We start from the raw sequence: 20906 nt of genomic DNA on the forward strand, positions 1-20906 counted from the left end.
ATTCAACGCTTTCGGCCGTGCGGCTGGCCAAGCCGGCGTATAAATGCTCGTAAAAATGCCACTATAAGGATGAAAGGAGTCTGGTTTTTACAGGGGGTTGAGGAAAATCAAAACAAGCATTTCGTTCATTCAGACGGTCATGATTTTGATGCTGAGCACCGGCCTGCTGAATCATGTCATCGTCATTCCCATTTTGCTTGACGCGGCAAAACGGGACGCCTGGATTTCGGTGCTGCTGGCATGCGGACTCACGCTCGTATGGGCGGCATTTCTTTATGCAGGCATGGCGAAACTCAATAAACGCCATCTGTTCGATTGGTTGGCCAAAGCCTATCATCCGATCGTGGGCCGCATGTTGGCCGTTTTCATTGGTTTGTATCTGTTTGCCATTTGCGCGGTGACGACCCGGGATACCGTATATTGGATTCATCTGACCTTCTCTCCCGAAACGCCCATTATGATCTTTTCTGTTCCTTCTGATCTCGGCTTTAAACGCCTTCTTGGGCATTCAATCCATTGCCAATACCGCGAGCCTTTTGCTGCCGATGGTGATTGTGCTTGGTTTTTTTGTCATGTCGTTTAATATGCCCCACAAGGACTACTCCTTGCTGAAGCCGATGCTTGAACTTGGCATGGGGCCCGTGTGGAAGGGGACGCTTTACGCGGGGGCCGGCTTTGCCGAAGTCATCATGATCTTCTTTTTGCAGCATCATATCCGAACGCGGATAACCTATGTTTCCTTGGCCGTCACGGTTTTGCTTTTTTTAGGACTCACCCTGGGGCCCGTCATGGGCGCCATCGTCGAATTCGGGGCGGACGAAGCGGGCAAGCTCCGGTTTCCTGCATACGAGCAATGGAGGCTTCTGAACATTGGACGCTACGTCGAGCATCTTGACTTTTTTAGCGTCTACCAATGGTTCTGCGGCGCGTTTTTAAGAATTTCGCTCGCTTTGTTCCTCATTCTCGATGTTTTTCGGGTGAAGGGCAAAAAGGCGAAAGCGTGGGTGCTGGGGGGCATTTTTATCGCGATATTAATCATGATGGCCGTTCCTTTCAGCGACCGGTATTTTATGAAGGCCCTGTCCGTCTATGTGCTTCCCGTATCGGTGTGGGGAATAGCGGCCTTTTCGGTGATCATCACGGGGCTGATCGGCTTGGCCCGGCGAAGGGGGAGAATATCGTGAAAAGCCGTGAACGAAAGGAAGCCCAGGCCATCGAAGCCATCGTTGCGGAGCTGTTTGGATCAAGCTCGGATATCCGGAGAAAAACGATTCCGTTATCGGTACCGGGTTATTCGGTTCAGCTGATTTACTGCCAGGGATTGTCCGATACGGCAAGAGTGGAGCAATGGGTCGTGTCCGAACTGATGGATATACCGGAGCAGATCCTGCTGTCGGACGAGATGGATTGGCCGCGCAAAATTCCGTTCCCCATGGACCCGATCCCCGAGGACCAAAGGGAAGCGGCAATGAAAGAGACCGTGCTGGAGGGGGACCTCCCGCTGATCTTCGAGCCGTCGGACAGCTGCTACTCGATGATCATGGCCAATGCGCCCAAACGGCAGCCGGAGGAGCCGAACACGGAGGTTTCGACGAGGGGGCCGAGGGACGGTTTTATCGAGGACTCGTACACCAATATCGCTTTGATCCGAAGACGGCTGAAGACCCATCTCCTTGCCGTCGAGGAGTTTACGATCGGTTCCGAAACGTCGACGAAGGTTCATCTTCTGTACCATAAGGAGACGATCCAGGAGCATGTCCTGCAGGAGATCCGAACGAAACTTTCCCGCATGAACGTCAAAGGCCTTGTGAGCAACAGCCAACTCGAAGAGATATTGACGGGCTTCTCGCTTTTTCCGCTGATGACTTATACGGGGAGGCCGGACTATGCCGTGAACGCGCTGCTCCACGGGAAATTTGCGATCGTGATGGGCGGGGCTCCGACGGTGCTCATCGCCCCGGCGAGCTTCAACTTCCTGCTCAACTCCTCGGAGGACGCCCATCTCGTCAATGTCGTGGTTGCTTTTACGCGTTTTTTGCGGATGTGCGGCGTGCTGCTTTCCCTGTTCCTGCCGGGGTTTTGGATTGCGCTGACGACGTACCATCAGGACCAAATCCCTTTTACGCTGCTGGCGACCCTGGTGAATTCCAGGCAGGGCGTGCCGCTTCCGGCTCCCCTGGAGGCGATGGTGATGCTGCTGTTGTTCGAGATTTTCCGCGAAGCGGGCATGCGGCTTCCTTCCGCGTTTGGGCAGACCTTATCGGTCGTGGGCGGGCTGATTATCGGCCAAGCTGCCATCAGCGCAGGGATTGCGGGCCCGGGAACGATCGTCGTCATCGCCATATCGGTGCTTGCGACGTTTACTTTGGTGAACCAGTCCCTGGTCAACATCGTCAGCCTGTTTCGCATTCTCGTGCTTCTGATCAGCGGGCTGTTGGGGTTGTTCGGCACGCTGTTCTGCCTGCTGGCTCTGGTCCTGTTCATGGTCAACCTGCGCTCATTCGGCACTTACTATTTGTCTCCGGTAAGCCCTCCGAGATTCAGGGAGATGCATAAAATCCTGTTTCGGATGCCGTGGGGAAAAGGCGAGTTCACCAGCAAGGCTGGGAAAAAGGGATGAAAAACGTCATGCGTTGGGTCCGCTGCCTCCTTGCCGCGGCGCTCTTGACCGTTCCGCTTACGGGCTGCTGGGGAGCAAGGGAAATCGAACACATGATTTACGTCAATACGATCGGGGTCGATTACGTTGAAAACCGGGTTGTCGTCTACATCCAGATGGTTAATTTCAGCGGCATCGCCAAAAAGGAGTCGGGGCAGGCGCAACAGCAGAAGACCTCCGTCGGGAAAGCGGAAGGGACCTCGTTCGATGAGGCGATTTTTAATTTGTATGCTTCCAGCCCGCAAAGGATCTCGTGGAGCAACGTGAAGTCGATCGTTTTCAGCGAGGCTGCCTTGAAGCATGGCATCGTGGATCAGGTGCTGGATGTATGGGATCGTTATTACGAATTCCGGTATACCGTCTGGACGATGGCCACCCGGGATCCGTTGGAAGAGGTACTCAATACGAAATCCATCAACGAGCTGTCGGTTATCTACTCCCAGCTGAACAGCCCGATGCGGATCTATGAACAGAGCTCGGTCATTGCTCCGCTGTACCTTTACAAGTTTATATGGAAATGGAAGGAGAAGGGCGATACGGTTCTGCTGCCGTACGTCGAAATCATGCCGGGCTGGACGGAAGACGGGAAACCTTCGCCCAACGTCAGCATGACCGGGGTCTGTTTTTTGAATAACCATAAATTCCGTGGATGCCTTGTGTCGGAGGATATACTGGGTCTGAGATGGCTGGAAAAGAAAACAAGAAGAACCCCGCTTGCGGTCAAGCAGGAGAGAAAAGTACAGGCCATGATGGTCATGAACAAAATCAAGTCCTCGATCCGTCCGAAGCTGAGGCAGGGCAAGCCCGTTTTCGACATCACCGTGTCCATGCAGGCCACGATTCCGCAGCTCAACGCAAGCCTGAACAAGCGGGAACTGGAAATGGAAGCCGCAAGGGAAGTGAAGGAACAGGTGAGGGGAACCTATTTAAAAGCCCTGGAAATGGGCGTCGACGCATATGGGCTATCGGGCGTACTCCGCCGGAATATGCCCGATGCCTGGCATCGATTAAGCGCCAAGGGGGGCATCGATCTGGATTCGGGCAGCATCGGGAAGATCGATGTCAAGGTGAACCTGATCAGCGGCGGCATTTCGAAATTGAAATAAACGCCGGTTGCCCGCCGATTGCTTTTAGTTGCTGCAAGCCTCCTGCGCGATTTCCTGCCGTCGTTCGGCGGCTTGTAGCTGCCTGCGCTGCAAAACATATGCCGCGAAGCTGAGCGCAACCATAAAAAGCGTAAACAAAGCGAGCATCCACGAGGTTTGGTTCACCTCCAGATGGTCCATGCACCAGCCGATGATCAGGGGCAGCACCGCTCCCCCGACGCCGCCCGAGGCGATCAGGATGCTTGGCGTCGATTCTTCGGTTCCTGCCAGCAGCTTGCTCGCAAAGACAAGGGCGATCGAAAAGATGCCGGACATAAACAACCCAAGCAGCAGGATGACGGCAAACGCGGACCAGACCGCGGCGGTAAAAGGAAATACGGCAAGCAGCACCAGCGTGGCGGCGCAGCTGTAAAGCACGTACACGCGGTAATGGATCCGCTCGGCGACGGTCCCCGCGAAAATCCGCCCGACGGACATCGCGATCCAGAAGCAGGTGACGCTAAGCGCCGCGCCGGCTTCCTTCATGCCGATTTTTTCGATGAGAATGGCAGGCATGAAGTTGGCCAAACTCATTTCCGTGCCGACATAAAGAAAGAAAAAGACCATAAACAGCGCCAGGATTCCCCAGGATTTTCCCTGATACGGAAAACGTTTTTGGCCTGCAGCCTTGCTGATGTCCGAACCGCCGACGTTTGCTGCCGGCTTCTTGGCACGGAGCTCCGCGTCGATTTCCCCAAACGAGCTTTTGGCCCACAGCAGCAGCGTCGCAAGAGCGAACAAGGAAATGACGAGGAAGGAAAAACGCCACCAGCCTTGGGAGATGAATCCGCTGGCAATCAGCGGCATCACCATCGCGCCGACTCCGAATAAGACTTCGAGCCGGCTCATGGCAACCGCCGTTTTTTCCTTGATCGCCGCGATGATGATCGTCCCGATGACCGCTTCGATCATGCCGAACCCAAATCCGGCGCATACCGCGATCGGGTACAGCCATCCCCACGGCGGCAGCAGCAGGTACGCAAGCTCGGCTGCGCAAAGCAGGGAAATGGCGATCAGCAGCCCGCCCCTTTTGCCGAAACGCCGGTTGAGAAGCGGAGAGACGAGAACGCCTGCCAGAAAACCGGCAAACTGGGTAAAAATGAGCGTGCCCCCTTGGCTGTATTCGCGGCCGTAATGTTCAAGCAGCACGGGGAGCACCGAGCCAAGCACCACATGGGCCAGCCCGATCAAAAAGTAGGATAGGCATCCGATCCATATCAATCGTTTCATGGTGACTCCTTTTAAAGGTGATATTTGCTTCATCCGGATTTTGACCGTCATTCCCGACTAGCATGTATGTTCATCATACTCGAAAACGGCTTCCAAAAGGCAGCTAAATATTGAAAAATCTTTCTGAATGATTCATCCCGTTCCGAAGCGGGCACACTACCTTTACAGCAGTTCACCGTTTTATTCGGAAGGAGAAGCATTGTACATGGAAACCCGGATCGTCATGGAGCAAAACATCGTCAAAATTTTGGACCACCATGAATATTGCGCGTTTGCCACCGTGGAGGGAAACAAGCCCAAGCAGCGGTATATGATGCTGTACAACAGGGGCCTCAGCATTTATCTCATTACGGACCGGAAGACGCATAAAGTGGAGGAGCTGGAGGAAAACCCGCATGTTTCCCTGCTGTTCGGGTATGAAAACGGGAGCGCCGAAGGCTGGGCGGAAATCGAAGGAACCTGCAGCATCACGAATGACGGGGAGCTTCGCGAGCACTTCTGGAAACCTGAATTCAAAGCCAGCTTTACCGGACCCGAGGACCCGGATTACGTCGTTTTGAAAATCAAGCCGATCCGCATGATCCATGTGTCGGAAAACGGCGAAAGACATGAATGGATCGAGTAAAAACACGGGCCTTTTGTGGGGTTTTAGGACTATATAAACGTATGTCACATCTTCCATAATACTCGGGACAGGGTCCCGGGTATTATTTTTTGGCCATTTGGATGCATTTGTCTTTATTTTGGCTGGAAATGGATTTAAACTACTAGTGGATCTAAAACATATTTAACCGCTGGTCACTTTAAAAAACGGTTACAAAAGGTCCATGCCATGTACTTATCAGGTACATATTTTCAAGGAGGGGTAACATGTCGAAGTCCCGTAAAAAAGTAGCAAAAACCATTACAGCCGCCGCCGTGGCATTCAATGTCCTGGCGCTCCCGTTTGCGGCCTATGCCGACGGAAGCACGGCGAACCCGAAGGTCAAACTCCGTTTGATGGAAACATCCGATTTGCATGTCAACATGGTCAACTATGACTACTATGCGGACAAGCCGACGGACGAATACGGATTCGCCAAAACGGCCAGCCTGATCAACGCTGCGCGCAAGGAAGCCAAGAACAGCCTGCTGTTCGACAACGGCGACCTGCTGCAGGGCAATCCGCTGGGCGATTACGTAGCGAAAGTAAACCCGCTCAAGCCGGGCCAAATTCATCCCGTATATAAAGCGATGGACTTGATGGACTATGACGCGGGCGGCGTAGGGAACCATGAATTCAACTACGGGCTCGATTTTCTGAAGCTGGCCGAACAAGGAGCCGACTTCCCGATCGTCAACGCCAACATTTACAAGGACGACGGGGATCAGGACGAAAGCAATGACGTGAACTATTTTACCCCTTATACGATCCTGAACAAAAAAGTGATTGACGAAAACGGCCAGGAGCAGACCGTCAAAGTCGGCGTGATCGCTTTTGCCCCGCCGCAAATCATGCAGTGGGACAGCGCCAATCTGGTCGGCAAAGTCATTGCCAAGGACATCATCCAGACCGCCAAAAAGTTCGTACCGCAAATGAAAAAAGAAGGCGCCGACATCGTCGTCGCGATTCCGCACTCCGGCTTCGAGGATATTCCGCAAACGGAATTGATGGAAAACTCCGTGCTTTATTTGAGCCAGGTCGAAGGCATCGACGCGATCATGTTCGGGCATGCGCATAAAACCTTCCCGAGCGCCGAATTCAAGGGCAAAAAAGGGGTAGACCTCGAAAAAGGCACCATCAACGGCGTTCCTTCCGTCGAACCGGGATATTGGGGGGACCATCTCGGCATCATCGATTTGGACCTTGAAAAGGTGGACGGCAAATGGAAGGTCGTCGATTCCAAAACCGAAACCCGCGCCGTGTACGACGTAACCAACAAAAAGGCGCTGGTCGACGCCGACCCGAAAATCGTCGATGCGGTAAAAACCGAGCATGACGCCACGATCGAATACGTTCGCGGTCCGGTAGGCAAAACCACGGCGCCGATCAACAGCTATTTTGCGCTCGTGCAGGACGATCCGTCCATCCAAATCGTCACCAACGCGCAAAAATGGTACGTGGAAAAGAACCTGAAGGGCACGGAATACGAAAATCTTCCGGTGCTGTCCGCAGGCGCTCCGTTTAAGGCGGGCGGACGTTCGGGCGCTTCCTATTACACGAACATTCCGGCCGGCACGATCGCGATCAAAAACGTGTCCGACCTGTACGTATACCCGAATACGGTGCATGCCGTCGTCGTCAACGGCGAGGAATTGAAAAACTGGCTTGAATGGTCCGCGGGACAGTTCAACCAAATCGATCCTTCGAAAACGACGGAGCAGCCGCTTATCAATAACGACTTCCCGACGTACAACTATGACGTCATCGACGGCGTGACTTATCAAATCGACGTGACGCAGCCGAACAAATACGACCTGAAAGGCAACGTGGTCAACCCGAACGCGAACCGCATCAAAAACCTGCAATTCAACGGCAAACCGATCGATCCGAAGCAAAAATTCGTCGTGGCGACCAACAACTACCGCGCTTCGTCTTCCAAGCTGGCAAATCCGGACGGCAAACGGATCATCATGGCGGCTCCGGACGAAAACCGTCAGGTCATTATCGATTACATCCGCGACAACGGCACGATCAATCCTTCCGCGGACAACAACTGGTCGTTTGCTAAGGCCGACAAAAAGCTGAACGTCACGTTTACGTCGTCTCCGGACGCCAAAGACTTGGTAGCGAAAAGCAAAAACATGACGTATGTCGGCGACGGAGGCAACGGATTTGCGAAATATGAGCTTGATCTGTCCGTAAGCGCGCCTGCGCCTTCGACGGAAACCGCGACGCCACCGGCGACGACTCCAACGCTTCCAACGAAACCGGAACAGCCTCCGGTTCCTACGGTTCCGGAGAAACCGTCGCAGCCTGAAACGAAGCCTGCACCTAAACCCGAACCGGCAAAACCGTCGACCATCGGCAAAGTGTATATCATCAAAAAAGGCGACAACCTGTACCGCATCGGACTCCGGTTCGGCGTGGATTGGGAGAAAATCGCCAAAGCAAACGGCATCACCAACGTCCGCGGCCTGAAAATCGGGCAGGAAATTATTATCCCGTAACTAAAAGTGACTTGTAATATCAATAAAAACAAGCCGGCGGTTGATGTTTGACCGCCGGCTTGTTTTGTCAAACTGCATCCATCAAAGGGACAATATTTACTGAGAGAAGGTAAACACTCCATCATATTTATGAAAGACTTGATTTCTATCATCGCTTTCTTTCGAACGAAAGGAAGCTGGTACTGTTTTGGATCCTTTATGATTTTTTTTCGATCCCGAGATCCCAATGTCTCTTTAAATCACAGCCCCTAATTATCGGCGAAATTGAAGCTTTTGCGACTGACGAAAATGTAGAGTATCACGGAACTTTTTCAAACGAATACGAAATTGGTTCAGAGATTTACTCGGTTGAGGGAATAGATCCTGCGAAAGCCATCGCAGTGAAATCCAAGGGAGTGTTCACCTTGTTGATAGAACAATCATTGAACATGAATCAAATCCCCTAGGTCTGCAATACGTATGAACCCCTTGGGGCAGCCGTTTGACTCGTCCTTGTGAAAACGGCCTCCCGTCATGTAAAGCCCGGTCAATAATACGCCAAGGCGCCGATCGTTGCCGTAGGGGCAAACGCTTGGCGAGTCCTTAAAATGGCGTGGTATGTCAGGCATGGACGGGAGGCAGCCATGAGCTAGCCTTGCAAAGCGTGCTCGATTTTGACATGGCTCAGGCCATGAACCGTATGTTTTTTTCCATAAACGCTAACTTCGGCAGCCGTTTCCGACTCGTTGGCCACGATCACGTCGTGCTCTCCGACGGTGACCTTCAGGCGCGATCCGCGGAACATGACCTTAAAGGAGAAGGACGTCCAGTGCCCTGGATTAAACGGATTCAGGCGCAGAACGCCGTCTTGAACCTTCAAGCCGCCGAAACCGTAAACGACGGACATCCAGGTGCCGGCCATGCTCGTAATATGGCAGCCGTCTTCGGTGTCGTTGTTGTAATTGTCAAGGTCGAGGCGCGATGTGCGCAGGTACATTTCGTACGCTTTTTCCCTGTAGCCCAGCTCGCATGCGATGATGGAGTGAACGCAAGGCGAGAGGGAGGACTCGTGCACCGTGAGCGGCTCGTAGAAATCGAAGTTCCGTTTTTTCGTTTCCAGGTCGTAGCGGTCTCCAAGGAAGAACAGCCCTTGCAAGACATCGGCCTGCTTGATGTACGCCGAACGCAAAATGCGGTCCCAGGACCAGTTTTGGTTCAGCGGCAGGTGGACCGGATCCAGCTCTTTGACGGGCGTCAGGTCTTTGTCGAGGAAGCCGTCCTGCTGCAGGAAGATTTGACGTTCGTCATCGAACGGATAATACATTTTGGCGATGATGTCCTTCCATTTCGAGGTCTCCGCTTCGGTCAATTCCAGCTTATCGATCAGCTCGCGATAACGCGATGGCTCGTTCTCCCGCAAATAATCGAGCACTTCCAGCGTATATTCCAGCGTCCAGGCCGCAATCCGGTTGGTGTACCAGTTGTTGTTGACGTTGTTTTCGTATTCGTTCGGCCCCGTCACGCCAAGCATCATGTATTGATCCTTCGCGGCGACGTAGTTGACGCGCTCCTCCCAGAAACGCGAAATTTCGGCGAGCACCTCCAGGCCGTATTGGCCGAGGTAGTCGATATCCCCGGTGTAGTTCACGTAATTGTAAATGGCGTAAGCGATCGCGCCGTTCCGGTGAATTTCCTCGAAGGTGATTTCCCATTCGTTATGGCATTCTTCGCCGTTCATCGTCACCATCGGATACAGGGCGCCTTTCGCGAAGCCGAGCTTGCGCGCGTTTTCCTTCGCCTTTTCCAAATGCTTGTAGCGGTAAATGAGCAGGTTGCGGGCGATGGAGCTATCGGCGGTGCTCAAGTAAAACGGCAGGCAATAAGCTTCGGTGTCCCAATATGTGCTGCCGCCGTATTTTTCGCCGGTAAACCCTTTGGGGCCGATATTCAGGCGGTCGTCTTCGCCGGTGTAGGTCTGGTTCAGCTGGAAAATGTTAAACCGGATCGCCTGCTGCGCCGCGACGTCTCCTTCGATCACGATGTCGCTGTCCCGCCATTTATCGGCCCATGCCTGAACCTGCTCCCGGTACAGCGTTTCAAAACCTGCTTCCAACGCGCTGCGGAGAGCTGCACGCCCGGCTTCGATCAATTGGCCCAGGCCATGGTCGCGGGAAGTCACGTTGGCGGCATATTTGTAAACGACGACCTGCTCATTTGCAGCCGCTTCGATTTGCGCGCGGAAGCCGACGTATTTCTCTTTCTCGACCTGCTCGGTTTCGAGTTTCACGGCTTCGCCGTTTTTGGCGACTTCAAAGGCCATGACCGAGGTCAGGTGGAAATCGAGCTTTTTCGTTTTGACGGTCAGCGCTGCATCGCGTTCCCCGAATTCCTTCGCAACTTCAACCCAAAATTTTTCGTCGTAGTTGGCGTCCCGGTTTTGCACGTCCCCGTCCAGATAAGGGGTGACCGTCAAGATGCCGTCAAAATTCAGCGGCGTAACCGCGTAACGAATGGCACCGATCTCTTGGCGGGCCATGCTGACGAAACGGATCGCATCGACGCGGATTTTTTTGCCGCCTTCGAATTCGGCCGTAAACGCGCGCGACAACGTGCCTTCCTTCATGTTCAGCACGCGGGTGAAATCCGTGACCTTGCAGGATGCGAGATCGAGCGGCTGTCCGTCGACGGCGATATCGATCCCGATCCAGTTGGTGCTGTTCAGCACTTTAGCAAAATACTCCGGGTAGCCGTTTTTCCACCAACCCACGCGGGTTTTGTCGGGATAATAAACGCCGGCCATGTAGCTGCCCTGAAGGGAAGGCCCGCTGTACGACTCCTCGAAATTGGCGCGCTGCCCCATGTATCCGTTTCCAATGCTGAAAATGCTTTCGGATATTTCATGCAGATGCGGCTGAAAATCCTCTTCAACGATATTCCATGGATCGAGCTTTAAATACGGTTTCATTATCATCGGCTCCTTTGAATGTCATATTGGATTGGGAAACTCAGAAAAATTTCCAGGGAAATATGTAGAAAATTAGCGGGAAGAGAAGATTTTTTCCAGGCGGCGCAGCGACATTTCCCGCAAAGACGACACGACCGCACCGGCCCGGCCCAGCGTCGCAGGGGAGCCGACGCCGATGCTGCGCATGCCTGCGCGGATCGCGGCTTCGATGCCGGCCTCGGCATCCTCGAACACGACGCAGGCGGCGGGATCGACGCCTAGTTCCTGGGCACCAAGCAAGAACACTTCCGGATCGGGCTTGGCGCTGACCGTTTTGGTCCCGTCGACGATGGCGTCAAAATAAGGAGCCAGCTTCGTATTGTTCAGAATCGTCATCGCGTTTTTGCTGGCCGAGCCAAGCGCGACAAGCATGCCGCCGGCTTTCAGCTCTTTCAGGAAGTCCAGCGCGCCCGGAAGGATTTCGGATTCATCCATGCGGGTAATGTAATCCACATACCAGCCGTTCTTTTTTTCGGCGAGCGCCAGACGGGTGTCGTCATCGGGCGAGATGCCGCCGATGGAAAGCAAAATATCCAGCGAGGCCATCCGGCTTACGCCTTTCAGCCTTTCATTGTCCTGCTCGGTAAACTCGAAGCCAAGTTCTCCGGCAAGCCGCTTCCAGGCCAAATAGTGATATTTTGCGGTGTCGACGAGCACGCCGTCCAAATCGAACAGGCAGGCGCGAATCGGAGTATGAAGCGTCATGGAAAGTCCCTCCTCGAATATTGTGCAAACGTTTGAACGCGGACGGAAAATAAAAGAAGCACCGTTGATGCTCCGCTTATTTCGTACTCGTTTCATGGGGGAACATGCCGCTTTGGCGCAGGGCATGCCTGCTGCATCCCCAAGTTCCCAATCTATGCGGGAGAATCCCGCGGGGACGCCCCGATCGGGCGTCACGACTCTTATCTGTCCGGCGGCCGGCCATCAGCCCGGCGCGATTGGCAGCCATTCGTCCGGTTAGTTCTGTTTCGGCGGCGTGTAGACGGATGATTCCCGAATCACCAGCCGGTGGGGAATGATATAACGTTCTTGAAGATTTTTTTCCCCGTCATGTTGAATGGACTGAATCAATGCTTGCGATGCGGTGTATCCGAGATTATATATGCCGATATCCATGCTGCTGACCGGAGGCGACGCGAGTTCCGAGATCGAAAGATTGTTGAAGCTGACGATGCATAAATCTTCGGGAACCTTGTAGCCCAATTCGTGAAGGCCGCGCAGGACGCCCAGGGAAACAAAATCGTCCATCACCACCAGCGCCGTCGGGCGTTCGGGCAGATTCATGAAAAAGGACATGGCGCGGTAGCCGCTTTCCTGCAAAAATTCGCCTTCGACGATCCAGTCGCGGCGCATTTCGAGCCCGGATTCCTCCAGCGCGTTCGTGTAGCCCTTCAGGCGGTCGCGGGAAACGATATGGTTCGGCGGGCCGCTGACAAACCCGATCCGCCGATGCCCCAGCGAAATCAAATGTTTGGTAGCGTCGTAGGCTGCCTGCACGTTATCGTTGTCCACGGACAGGATGTCCGGATATTTTTCGCTTCGCCCGATCAGGACAAACGGGAACTGGTTTTTTTTCAGAAACTCGACGACCTGGTCGTCCCTTCGGGAATACAGCAAAATCGCGCCGTCGACCCGTTTGCCCTTGAGCAGCCGGGATACGGCTTCGACCTCCTCCTGTTCGCTTCCGCCGGAGCTGATCAGCACGTCATATCCCGAGCGGTTGGCCTGAGTGACGATGCCGCGAATCAGCTCCATGAAGAACAAATTCAGAAACAGCTCCTCGGCAGGCTTGGGAAGAATGACGCAAATGCTCTCGGTCGTTCTCGACACGAGGCTTTTGGCCATAATGTTCGGGTGGTATCCGAGCTCCTCCATCACGTCCCGCACCTTTTGGGACGTTTCCCGGCTGATTCTGGTATTGTTCGACAGCACACGGGACACGGTGGAGGGGGAAACGCCCGCCTTTTTGGCGACATCTTTTATCGTTACAGACATGGTGACCTCCCTGTGGAACCGTTTGCGTTCCTGGATAGACGGGAACCTTTGTTCAAATGTTCACCTTATTTTTTCACTTGATATCTTAATCCAAAGCATGCGCGCTTGTAAATACGGTTCATCCGGGTCCGTCCGAACAAGGCGCGGAAACGGCGGGAAATCCGGCAGATACAACCCCGTTTTCGATATTGCAATCGCGCCGGGCTGTCAAGGACCGGCCAAGCTTTGGCGTCGTTTCGGGGCGCCCGGAAGAAAAACGGCGAAGAAAAAAATGTCTTGCGCGTGCGTTTTCGGACAGCGTATCCTGCGTAGTAAGAAAGCACGGGCGGCAAACCATGATGGTGCGGCAGAGCGTGACATGCTGCCTGAACGTCCGTTTTCTTAACATTGTCTGATGACTTTGCGAAGGAGGAGAACATGAAGCGAAGAGCGCAAACGGCAAGTCAGGCGTCCATTGGAAGATGGGGGCGCGGTGCGGCGGCGGCTGCATTGGCCGGCATATTGCTGGCAGGCTGCGGCAGCGAAGGTCCCGGGGCGCAAAAGGCCCAACCGTCGGAACCGAACGCTGCAGTCGAAGGGCCGCGCGAATCCGCCAGGACCGACGGAAAAGGGCAAGCGCCCGGGGGAGCAGGAGAAACGAAAACGCAGGTTCGCGAGCAGCCGTCGACCGTTTATTACGAGGTATTCGTCCGGTCTTTCGCGGATTCCAACGGGGACGGCATCGGGGACCTCAAGGGATTGACGGAAAAGCTGGATTATTTGAACGACGGCAACCCGGATACCCATGACGATCTGGGAGTAGGGGGCATCTGGCTGATGCCGGTGCAGCCGTCTCCGAGCTACCACGGCTACGACATTACCGATTACCGGAGCATCAACCCCGATTACGGAACGCTGGAGGATATGAAAAAGCTGATCGAAGAGGCCCACAAGCGGGGGATCCGGGTCATCATGGACCTGGTCGTGAATCATACCAGCGTGAAACATCCATGGTTCATCGAGGCAGGCCAAAACCAAAACGGCCAACGCCGCGACTGGTACGTATGGGCGGAGGATCAGGGCATCGCTCCATCCGGCGCCAGCGCGGCGGGCAGCGGCAATCCGTGGTTTGTACGCGGGGATTCGCATTATCTCGGCACCTTTTGGGAAGGCATGCCCGACCTCAATTTCGACAATCCGGAGGTGCGCAAGGAGGTCCGGGACATCGGGCAGTTTTGGTTGAAGCTTGGCGTGGACGGCTTTCGGGTGGACGGCGCCAAGCATATTTACGAAAACCTGCAAAGCGACCGCGGCACGGCAACCACGGACAAAAATGCGGCGTGGTGGCAGGAGTTCCGCAGCGCCATGAATGCCGTCAACCCTGACGCGTACATGGTGGGCGAGGTATGGGAACAATCCGCGGCCGTCATCGCTCCTTACTTGGACCGGGCCTTCGATTCGGCGTTCAATTTTAACCTTGCGGACAACATCCTCAGCGCCGTCCGGCAGGAAAAAGACAACAATTTGGCTTTTACGCTCGAGCGCACCCACCGGTTCTACATGGAAAAGTCCGGAAACCGGTTCGTCGACGCCGTGTTTTTGTCGAACCACGACCAGGACCGGGTCATGAGCCAGCTCGGAAACGACGAAAACCATGCCAGAATGGCCGCTGCGCTTTTGCTGACGCTGCCGGGCAACCCGTTTATTTATTACGGCGAAGAAATCGGCATGCTCGGCGCCAAGCCGGATGAGCATATCCGCGAACCGTTTGCATGGACGGCGGACGGGCAAAGCAAGGCCCAGACCTTTTGGGAAAAACCGGCCGTCAGCGGCGAAACCCGGGAGAAGGCCAATGTTCAAACCCAAACGAAGCAGGCGGATTCCCTGCTGTCTGCTTACCGGACGCTGATCCGCTGGAGAAACGAGCTGCCGGCCCTCCGCGACGGGGAACTGGCAAGCGTCGAAACCGGGAATCCGGCGATCGTTTCGTTCAAGCGCCAAAGCTCGGAGCAAACGGTGCTCGTGCTGCATAACCTTTCCGGCCGGCCGCAGGAAGTATCGCTGGAAACCGCCGGCCTGTCGGCTTTCAAGGATCTCATTCAGAGCAGCAGCAATGCGGCCGCCATGAACAAAAATATCGTTTCGCTCCCAGCCTATTCCACCGTTATTTTGCAGTAAACCCATTCGTAAATCGCAGGAAACCTGCGATAATCGGAGATACAGGAGGATTTTGACCAGGAAATGAGCTAATTTAGCCTAAAATATGCTGCGCAAACGTTTTTACAAATCAAAAGACGGCGTGTATGATAAACCCATGATTAAAGCGCTTACTTCGGAATGAAACGATGAAAAAGGGTCTGTCACACATAAAAAGCGGACCGTTATTGCTGATTGTGAAATCGTTTGCGCTAAAATCGGGACGTACAAAGATCAATTTCAGGAGAGGGGTTATTGCGAAATGAAAATGAAACAATTTTTGGCTTTGGCTGCAACGCTGACCATGGCGTTTTCCATTACGGCTTGCGGCAGCTCGAACAAAACGGCCGAGGAGCCGGCACCGTCCAACAACAATGCGGAATCGACGGCTCCGGCCGAAAATAACAACAGCGAGGCTGGCGCGGAAGCGCTGCAGCCGGAAGAGGGCGCTTCCCTGGTCGTTTGGGAGAGCAAAGACGAAAGAGCGTTTACGGACGAAATTGCCAAGCAATTTACGGCCAAATATAATATTCCGGTCAAAATCGAAGAAGTGGCGCCAACGGACCAAGTCACGAAGCTGTCCCAGGACGGACCTTCCGGGCTGGCTGCGGACGTCGTTATTTTCCCGCATGACAATCTGGGCAGAGCGGTCGAAGCCGGGCTTTTGCTGGCCAACGACGCTTTCAAGGATGAGACGGTGAAAAACAACACAGAAGCCTCCATCCAAGGCGTGACGTATGACGGAACGCTGTACGGCTATCCGAGAGCGGCCGAAACCTATGCATTGTACTACAACAAATCCCTCGTGAAGGAAGCGCCGAAATCGTTCGACGACGTGATCGCATTCGGCAAAACGTTCACCGATAACGCCAAGAAAAAGTATGCCATTATGTGGGAAACGGGCAACATGTACTTCAACTATCCGTTCATCGCGACGACCGGCGGCTACATTTACGGCAAAAACGGAACGGATAAAGACGATATCGGCATCAATTCCGAAAGCGCGCTGGAAAGCATGAAAACCTATGTCCAGCTCAAAGAAATCCTTCCGGTCAAAAGCGGGGACATTAATCCGGACATCAAACGCAGTTTGTTTAACGCAGGCGACGTCGCCATGGATATCAACGGACCATGGGAGCTCGGCGGCTACAAAAAAGCGCTTGGCGACAACCTAGGCATCGCGCCGATCCCAAGCATCGGCGGCAAACCGGCGATTTCCTTCTCCGGCATCAAAGCTTGGTACGTCAACTCCTTCACGAAATACCCGAATGCGGCCCAACTCTTCGCCGAGTTCGCTTCGACGAAAGATGCGCAGCTGCTGCTGAACGAAAAAGTCGGCTCCATTCCTACGAACAAGGAAGCGCTGGAATCCGACCAAATCAAAAACGATCCTTACATTTCGGCCTTTGCGGAACAAACGAAAAACTCCCAGCCGATGCCATCGATTCCCGAAATGGGCAACGTATGGAGCCCTGTAAATGCGGCGCTGCCTGAAATCTGGGACAACAATGTCGATCCGAAGCAAGCGTTGGATAAAGCGGCTCAGCAAATTAAGGACTTGAACAACGGCGCAACCAAATAATCGCGGTTAGAGGTTGATGCATGTCATGAGGAATCACCTGCTGCTCCCCGAAGCGGCAGGTGATTCCTCATCATACCCGTGAGAGGAGAGGGCTGATGGAAAGGCACCGCAGCAAGGCAACGATACTGTCGATCATAAGCATGGGGCTTGGACAAATATATAACCGCCAATTCATCAAAGGCGTCATGTTCCTGCTGATCGAGGCATGGGGGATTTTTTATTTCGGCGGGAATTTGGGCAGGGCTTTATGGGGAATCGTTACGCTAGGCGATGCGCCCCGGATGTTGGTAAAAGGCAAGTGGATCGATGGGGACCATTCGATTTTTATTATGGTTCAAAGCTTGATTACGTTATTGTTTTTTGCTTTGTTTGTTATCGTTTACGTCATGAATATCCGGGATGCCTATAAAACGGCGTGTCGCCGGGAAGAGGGGAAAACCCCCAACACGTTTAGACAATCGGTTCGTTACGTGCTGGATTACAAGTTTGCGCAATCTTTTCTGACCTTGCCGGTCATTGGGGTACTGTTTTTCACGATTATGCCGATCCTGTTCATGATCATGCTTGCGTTCACGAACTATTCGGCGCCGAATCACATCCCGCCGGCCAAACTCGTCGATTGGGTCGGGTTTCAAACGTTTAGGGATCTTTTGACGCTCAAAACGTGGAGCCATACCTTTTTCGGCGTTCTGACTTGGACGATTATCTGGGCGGTTCTGTCGACGGTCACGACGTATTTGGGCGGCCTGCTGGTAGCTCTTCTCATTAATCAGCAGGGCATCAAATTCAAGGGACTATGGCGGACGATCCTGGTTATTCCTTATGCGATTCCGCAGCTCATCTCGCTGCTCGTGATGCGGAACATGTTTAACGGCCAGTTTGGCCCGATCAATCAATATCTCGGTTATTTCGGCCTCGGCGGGCTGCCGTGGCTGACGGATCCGTTTTGGGCGAAGGTTACGGTCATCGTCGTCAATATGTGGGTCGGCATCCCGGTATCGATGATTCTCATTATGGGGATTTTGACCACCATTCCGAAGGATATGTACGAAGCGGCGGAAATCGACGGAGCCAGCGGATACCAAAAATTCAAAATCATCACGCTGCCGATGATCCTGTTCTCGACGGCGCCGACGCTGATCATGCAGTTTGCGGGCAACATCAACAACTTTAACGCCATTTATCTGCTGACGAACGGCAACCCGGTGGTCGGGGATTATCAATATGCCGGCGCCACGGATTTGCTCGTGACCTGGCTGTACAAACTGACGCTGGATCAGAATAAATACAACATGGCGTCTGCCGTCGGCATCATCATCTTCCTGATTGTCGCCTCGTTCTCCATTTACAATTACCGGCGAACCAAGTCATTCAAAGAGGAGGATATGATCCAATGAGTGGACGCAAAGTGAGAAGAGGTTTCCGGCTGGGGCTAAGTTATCTCGTGCTGGTCATTTTGTCCGTGTGCGCGATCTATCCTGCCCTCTGGGTCGTTTTGGGCTCGTTCCGGCCGGGCAAATCGCTGTACAGCAAGACGCTGATCCCGGAAACCTTTACGCTGGAGCATTACCGCGAGCTGTTTACTTCCAAAAGCTTCATGTTCGGCCAGTGGTATTTGAACACGCTGAAAATCGCCACGTTTTCGATGATCATCGGCGTATTTTTAACGCTGCTGACCAGTTACGCCGTATCCCGGTTCCGGTTCCGCGGCCGGAAGACGGCTTTGTCGACGTTGCTCATTTTGGGGATGTTCCCGGGTTTCATGAGCATGATCGCCATTTATCTGCTGTTAAAAGAGTGGCATCTGCTGGATACGCACCTGGCCCTAATTATCGTGTACGCCGCCGGAGCGCCTCTCGGCGGGACGTTTATTGCCAAAGGTTTTCTCGACACCATCCCGCGCACGCTGGATGAAGCCGCAAAAATCGACGGGGCGAGCAACTGGGTTATTTTTACGCGCATCATCCTGCCTTTATCGCGGCCGATGATTACCTATATGGCGCTAACGCAGTTCGTCGGCCCTTGGGTGGATTACATTTTTGCGCGGCTCGTTCTGCGGACGAAGGAAAACTGGACGCTGGCGGTCGGCCTGTACGACATGGTCGCTTCGAACCAAAACACGAACTTTACGGCGTTTGCCGCCGGAGCGGTCCTGATCGCCGTGCCGATCACTATTTTGTTTATTTTCTTGCAGCGATTGCTTGTCGACGGATTGACGTCGGGCGCAAGCAAGGGGTAACGCTGTTCAGTGCTCGAGGCGGTTCAGGTCAGCTACAGGCGCATATTTTAAAAGTATAACGGTATGCAAGTATGTTCGGATTTGAAGGGCACTCCCTAATGGAGTGCCCCAGGCTGTCGAGAAACCCCCTGTTTTTTTGCAGGGGGTTTAAAATTGCCTCGTCGGTCACTGAAGTAGGGTTCTCAGAGCGCTTTAAATCGATTTTTATTTTAAAAGATATGATTCCCCATATAAAAAATAGAGTGTCGAAAAGTCCATTGGACTTTCTCGACACTCTGAGGGCACTCCCTAATGGAGTGCCCTTTTTTATGGTATAGACCTGCAAGCCGAGTCGACTATATGCCCCTTACGTTAAAAGGAACGTCAACCGCCGGCCAATTTGACGGATGTGATTAACGTCCGCCCACAGAATAAAATAATTGTACGACGTTTCCCCTATGTGAACGGGACGGGGATATCGCACGATAAGTGCCGCCTGTTTGTTCATCTCCGCAGGCTGGTCGGCCGAGGGGGAAATGAAGCACGCCTCTTGATGTTGTATCGTCGCATTGACAATCCGGGGAGATGAACCGTAGGGCATCAATGGATGAAAAGCTTCGGAGCGGCATACATCTGCGATCCGGTCGCCCGCTGAAATGGCGGATACCTGAAAAAAACCGTCAAACCCTTCGTACTTCTCATCGCTGACCCGGCGCCAGTTTGCGGGATACGGAAAAGATACCTGGTACACCAAGCATGTGAAGATGTTTGCCGGAAGCCTTCTGACGCGAGGAGACCACTGCAGGGCAGTAATCCGGCCGCCGTTGAGAACATTCACCGGTTTCTGCTCTCCAATATCGATGATCCAGAGCCGGCTCGCGCTTTCCGCGCCTGCGCATCCCGATAAGTACGCGATTTTTTCACCGTCCGGCGACCAGCCGACGGGAGTGGCGAAACAGTCGGAAACCGCCAACGTCCTTTGATTTCGACCGATACGGCTGTCGATTTGGATGAGAGAATAATAATTCGGTTCCTGATAGGCCGTAGCGCTGTAGGCGATGCTCCGGGAGTCAGGGGACCATGCCGGATAGTAGTTTTTGGCAAGCGGTCCGCCTTCGAGCTTATAGACGGTACCGGTGGTCAAATCCACCGTCGAAATGATGGAGATGCTTGCGCCGGGAAACGTATAAAGCGCGAAGCTTCCGTCCGGGGAAATCCGGACGTCATGAAGGGGGCCATCCGTATTTTGCGTGATTTGTCTTCGGCCGGTGCCATTCGCCCGAATCCGGAAAAGCTGGGTATTGCCGGAGGAATCCGGGGCCGCAAACAGAAGCTCGGTACCTGAAGGGAACCACTGGACATCGCTGGCACCCGGCTCCATGATGGCATAGCTGCGATGTGAGAACGTATCGTAGACGACGATTCGCGCGTTATTGACATACGCAAGAAATCGGCGGTCCGGAGACCAGTCCAACAGCGTATAGAGTTCGATTTGGTCGATCCTGGCGACGGCGAGCGTAACGGTATCCAGTACGTAAACCACATTGCCCGCGCCGATGAAGGCGATTTTTCTGCCGTCGGGAGACCAATAGGGAACGGAAAATTCCGCGCCAAGTCCCCGGGTCATTTGAACATGAAGACCGTCCTGCGGTCGGAACAACCAGATCTCGAACGTTCCGCTCCGGTTCGACGTGTAGGCAATCCATCCTTTATCTGCACTATGGGGAACAGCTTGCACGGCCAACATCCTCTCTTGAATCATCCTT

The 20906-nt window shown here is 53.7% G+C and carries 13 protein-coding genes and 1 pseudogene; 9 read left to right on the plus strand and 5 right to left on the minus strand.

Annotated elements, in window-relative coordinates; all coding sequences use genetic code 11:
- Positions 1–148: 148 nt before the first annotated feature.
- From KI367_RS07250 to KI367_RS07260, 3 genes and pseudogenes are all read left to right on the plus strand, one after another.
- Positions 149–1184: pseudogene (locus KI367_RS07250) on the plus strand (GerAB/ArcD/ProY family transporter).
- Positions 1181–2620, plus strand: a complete 1440-nt coding sequence (locus tag KI367_RS07255) for a spore germination protein (RefSeq protein WP_212948686.1) — start codon at positions 1181–1183, stop codon at positions 2618–2620. The pseudogene KI367_RS07250 and the gene KI367_RS07255 overlap by 4 nt, the downstream one beginning before the upstream one ends.
- Positions 2617–3765 carry a Ger(x)C family spore germination protein gene (locus KI367_RS07260; RefSeq protein WP_246536746.1) on the plus strand — a complete coding sequence of 383 codons (1149 nt, stop codon included), beginning with the start codon at positions 2617–2619 and terminating at the stop codon, positions 3763–3765. The genes KI367_RS07255 and KI367_RS07260 overlap by 4 nt, the downstream gene beginning before the upstream one ends.
- Before the next feature lie 24 nt (positions 3766–3789).
- On the opposite strand, the gene KI367_RS07265 is transcribed toward KI367_RS07260, so the two are convergent.
- Positions 3790–5034 (minus strand): MFS transporter, encoded by a 1245-nt coding sequence (locus KI367_RS07265; protein WP_052147231.1) that lies wholly within the window; start codon positions 5032–5034, stop codon positions 3790–3792.
- A 205-nt stretch (positions 5035–5239) separates the two neighbouring features.
- On the opposite strand from KI367_RS07265, the gene KI367_RS07270 reads away from it, so the two are divergent.
- Both KI367_RS07270 and KI367_RS07275 read left to right on the plus strand, forming a co-directional pair.
- A complete protein-coding gene (locus tag KI367_RS07270; RefSeq protein ID WP_036713466.1) occupies positions 5240–5659 on the plus strand; it encodes a pyridoxamine 5'-phosphate oxidase family protein in 420 nt (139 codons plus the stop codon).
- A gap of 245 nt (positions 5660–5904) precedes the next feature.
- The gene (locus KI367_RS07275) at positions 5905–8184 is read left to right on the plus strand and encodes a bifunctional 2',3'-cyclic-nucleotide 2'-phosphodiesterase/3'-nucleotidase (protein ID WP_212948688.1); all 2280 of its coding nucleotides are present in this window, start codon (positions 5905–5907) and stop codon (positions 8182–8184) included.
- A gap of 628 nt (positions 8185–8812) precedes the next feature.
- Here the strand turns inward: KI367_RS07275 and KI367_RS07280 are convergent.
- From KI367_RS07280 to KI367_RS07290, 3 genes are all read right to left on the minus strand, one after another.
- Positions 8813–11128, minus strand: a complete 2316-nt coding sequence (locus KI367_RS07280; RefSeq protein WP_212948690.1) for a glycoside hydrolase family 65 protein — start codon at positions 11126–11128, stop codon at positions 8813–8815.
- Between the two features lie 72 nt (positions 11129–11200).
- On the minus strand, positions 11201–11872 hold the full coding sequence (gene pgmB, locus KI367_RS07285; RefSeq protein ID WP_212948692.1) for a beta-phosphoglucomutase: 672 nt from the start codon (positions 11870–11872) through the stop codon (positions 11201–11203).
- Positions 11873–12127: 255 nt separating this feature from the next.
- Positions 12128–13165 carry a LacI family DNA-binding transcriptional regulator gene (locus KI367_RS07290; RefSeq protein ID WP_036713468.1) on the minus strand — a complete coding sequence of 346 codons (1038 nt, stop codon included), beginning with the start codon at positions 13163–13165 and terminating at the stop codon, positions 12128–12130.
- A 417-nt stretch (positions 13166–13582) separates the two neighbouring features.
- On the opposite strand from KI367_RS07290, the gene KI367_RS07295 reads away from it, so the two are divergent.
- From KI367_RS07295 to KI367_RS07310, 4 genes are all read left to right on the plus strand, one after another.
- Entirely contained in the window at positions 13583–15322 is a 1740-nt protein-coding gene (locus KI367_RS07295) for an alpha-amylase family glycosyl hydrolase (RefSeq protein WP_212948694.1), read from the plus strand.
- A 280-nt stretch (positions 15323–15602) separates the two neighbouring features.
- A complete protein-coding gene (locus KI367_RS07300) occupies positions 15603–16922 on the plus strand; it encodes a sugar ABC transporter substrate-binding protein (RefSeq protein WP_212948695.1) in 1320 nt (439 codons plus the stop codon).
- Between the two features lie 95 nt (positions 16923–17017).
- Positions 17018–18319 carry a carbohydrate ABC transporter permease gene (locus KI367_RS07305; protein WP_212948697.1) on the plus strand — a complete coding sequence of 434 codons (1302 nt, stop codon included), beginning with the start codon at positions 17018–17020 and terminating at the stop codon, positions 18317–18319.
- Complete coding sequence (locus KI367_RS07310; RefSeq protein WP_212948699.1) at positions 18316–19161, plus strand: sugar ABC transporter permease; 846 nt, start codon at positions 18316–18318, stop codon at positions 19159–19161. The genes KI367_RS07305 and KI367_RS07310 overlap by 4 nt, the downstream gene beginning before the upstream one ends.
- Before the next feature lie 346 nt (positions 19162–19507).
- Here the strand turns inward: KI367_RS07310 and KI367_RS07315 are convergent, their stop codons facing one another.
- On the minus strand, positions 19508–20887 hold the full coding sequence (locus KI367_RS07315) for a PD40 domain-containing protein (protein WP_212948701.1): 1380 nt from the start codon (positions 20885–20887) through the stop codon (positions 19508–19510).
- Positions 20888–20906: the final 19 nt, after the last annotated feature.

This window comes from Paenibacillus cookii, from assembly GCF_018333375.1.
Lineage (GTDB): Bacteria > Bacillota > Bacilli > Paenibacillales > Paenibacillaceae > Paenibacillus_AQ > Paenibacillus_AQ cookii.

Bases quoted from the DNA above. Each gene is read 5' to 3' on its own strand.
- KI367_RS07260 (WP_246536746.1), top strand. From the start codon at position 2,617: ATGAAAAACGTCATGCGTTGGGTCCGCTGCCTCCTTGCCGCGGCGCTC.
- KI367_RS07275 (WP_212948688.1), top strand. From the start codon at position 5,905: ATGTCGAAGTCCCGTAAAAAAGTAGCAAAAACCATTACAGCCGCCGCC.
- KI367_RS07280 (WP_212948690.1), bottom strand. From the start codon at position 11,128: ATGAAACCGTATTTAAAGCTCGATCCATGGAATATCGTTGAAGAGGAT.
- KI367_RS07300 (WP_212948695.1), top strand. From the start codon at position 15,603: ATGAAAATGAAACAATTTTTGGCTTTGGCTGCAACGCTGACCATGGCG.
- KI367_RS07265 (WP_052147231.1), bottom strand. From the start codon at position 5,034: ATGAAACGATTGATATGGATCGGATGCCTATCCTACTTTTTGATCGGG.
- KI367_RS07315 (WP_212948701.1), bottom strand. From the start codon at position 20,887: ATGTTGGCCGTGCAAGCTGTTCCCCATAGTGCAGATAAAGGATGGATT.
- pgmB (WP_212948692.1), bottom strand. From the start codon at position 11,872: ATGACGCTTCATACTCCGATTCGCGCCTGCCTGTTCGATTTGGACGGC.
- KI367_RS07305 (WP_212948697.1), top strand. From the start codon at position 17,018: ATGGAAAGGCACCGCAGCAAGGCAACGATACTGTCGATCATAAGCATG.
- KI367_RS07310 (WP_212948699.1), top strand. From the start codon at position 18,316: ATGAGTGGACGCAAAGTGAGAAGAGGTTTCCGGCTGGGGCTAAGTTAT.
- KI367_RS07270 (WP_036713466.1), top strand. From the start codon at position 5,240: ATGGAAACCCGGATCGTCATGGAGCAAAACATCGTCAAAATTTTGGAC.
- KI367_RS07295 (WP_212948694.1), top strand. From the start codon at position 13,583: ATGAAGCGAAGAGCGCAAACGGCAAGTCAGGCGTCCATTGGAAGATGG.
- KI367_RS07290 (WP_036713468.1), bottom strand. From the start codon at position 13,165: ATGTCTGTAACGATAAAAGATGTCGCCAAAAAGGCGGGCGTTTCCCCC.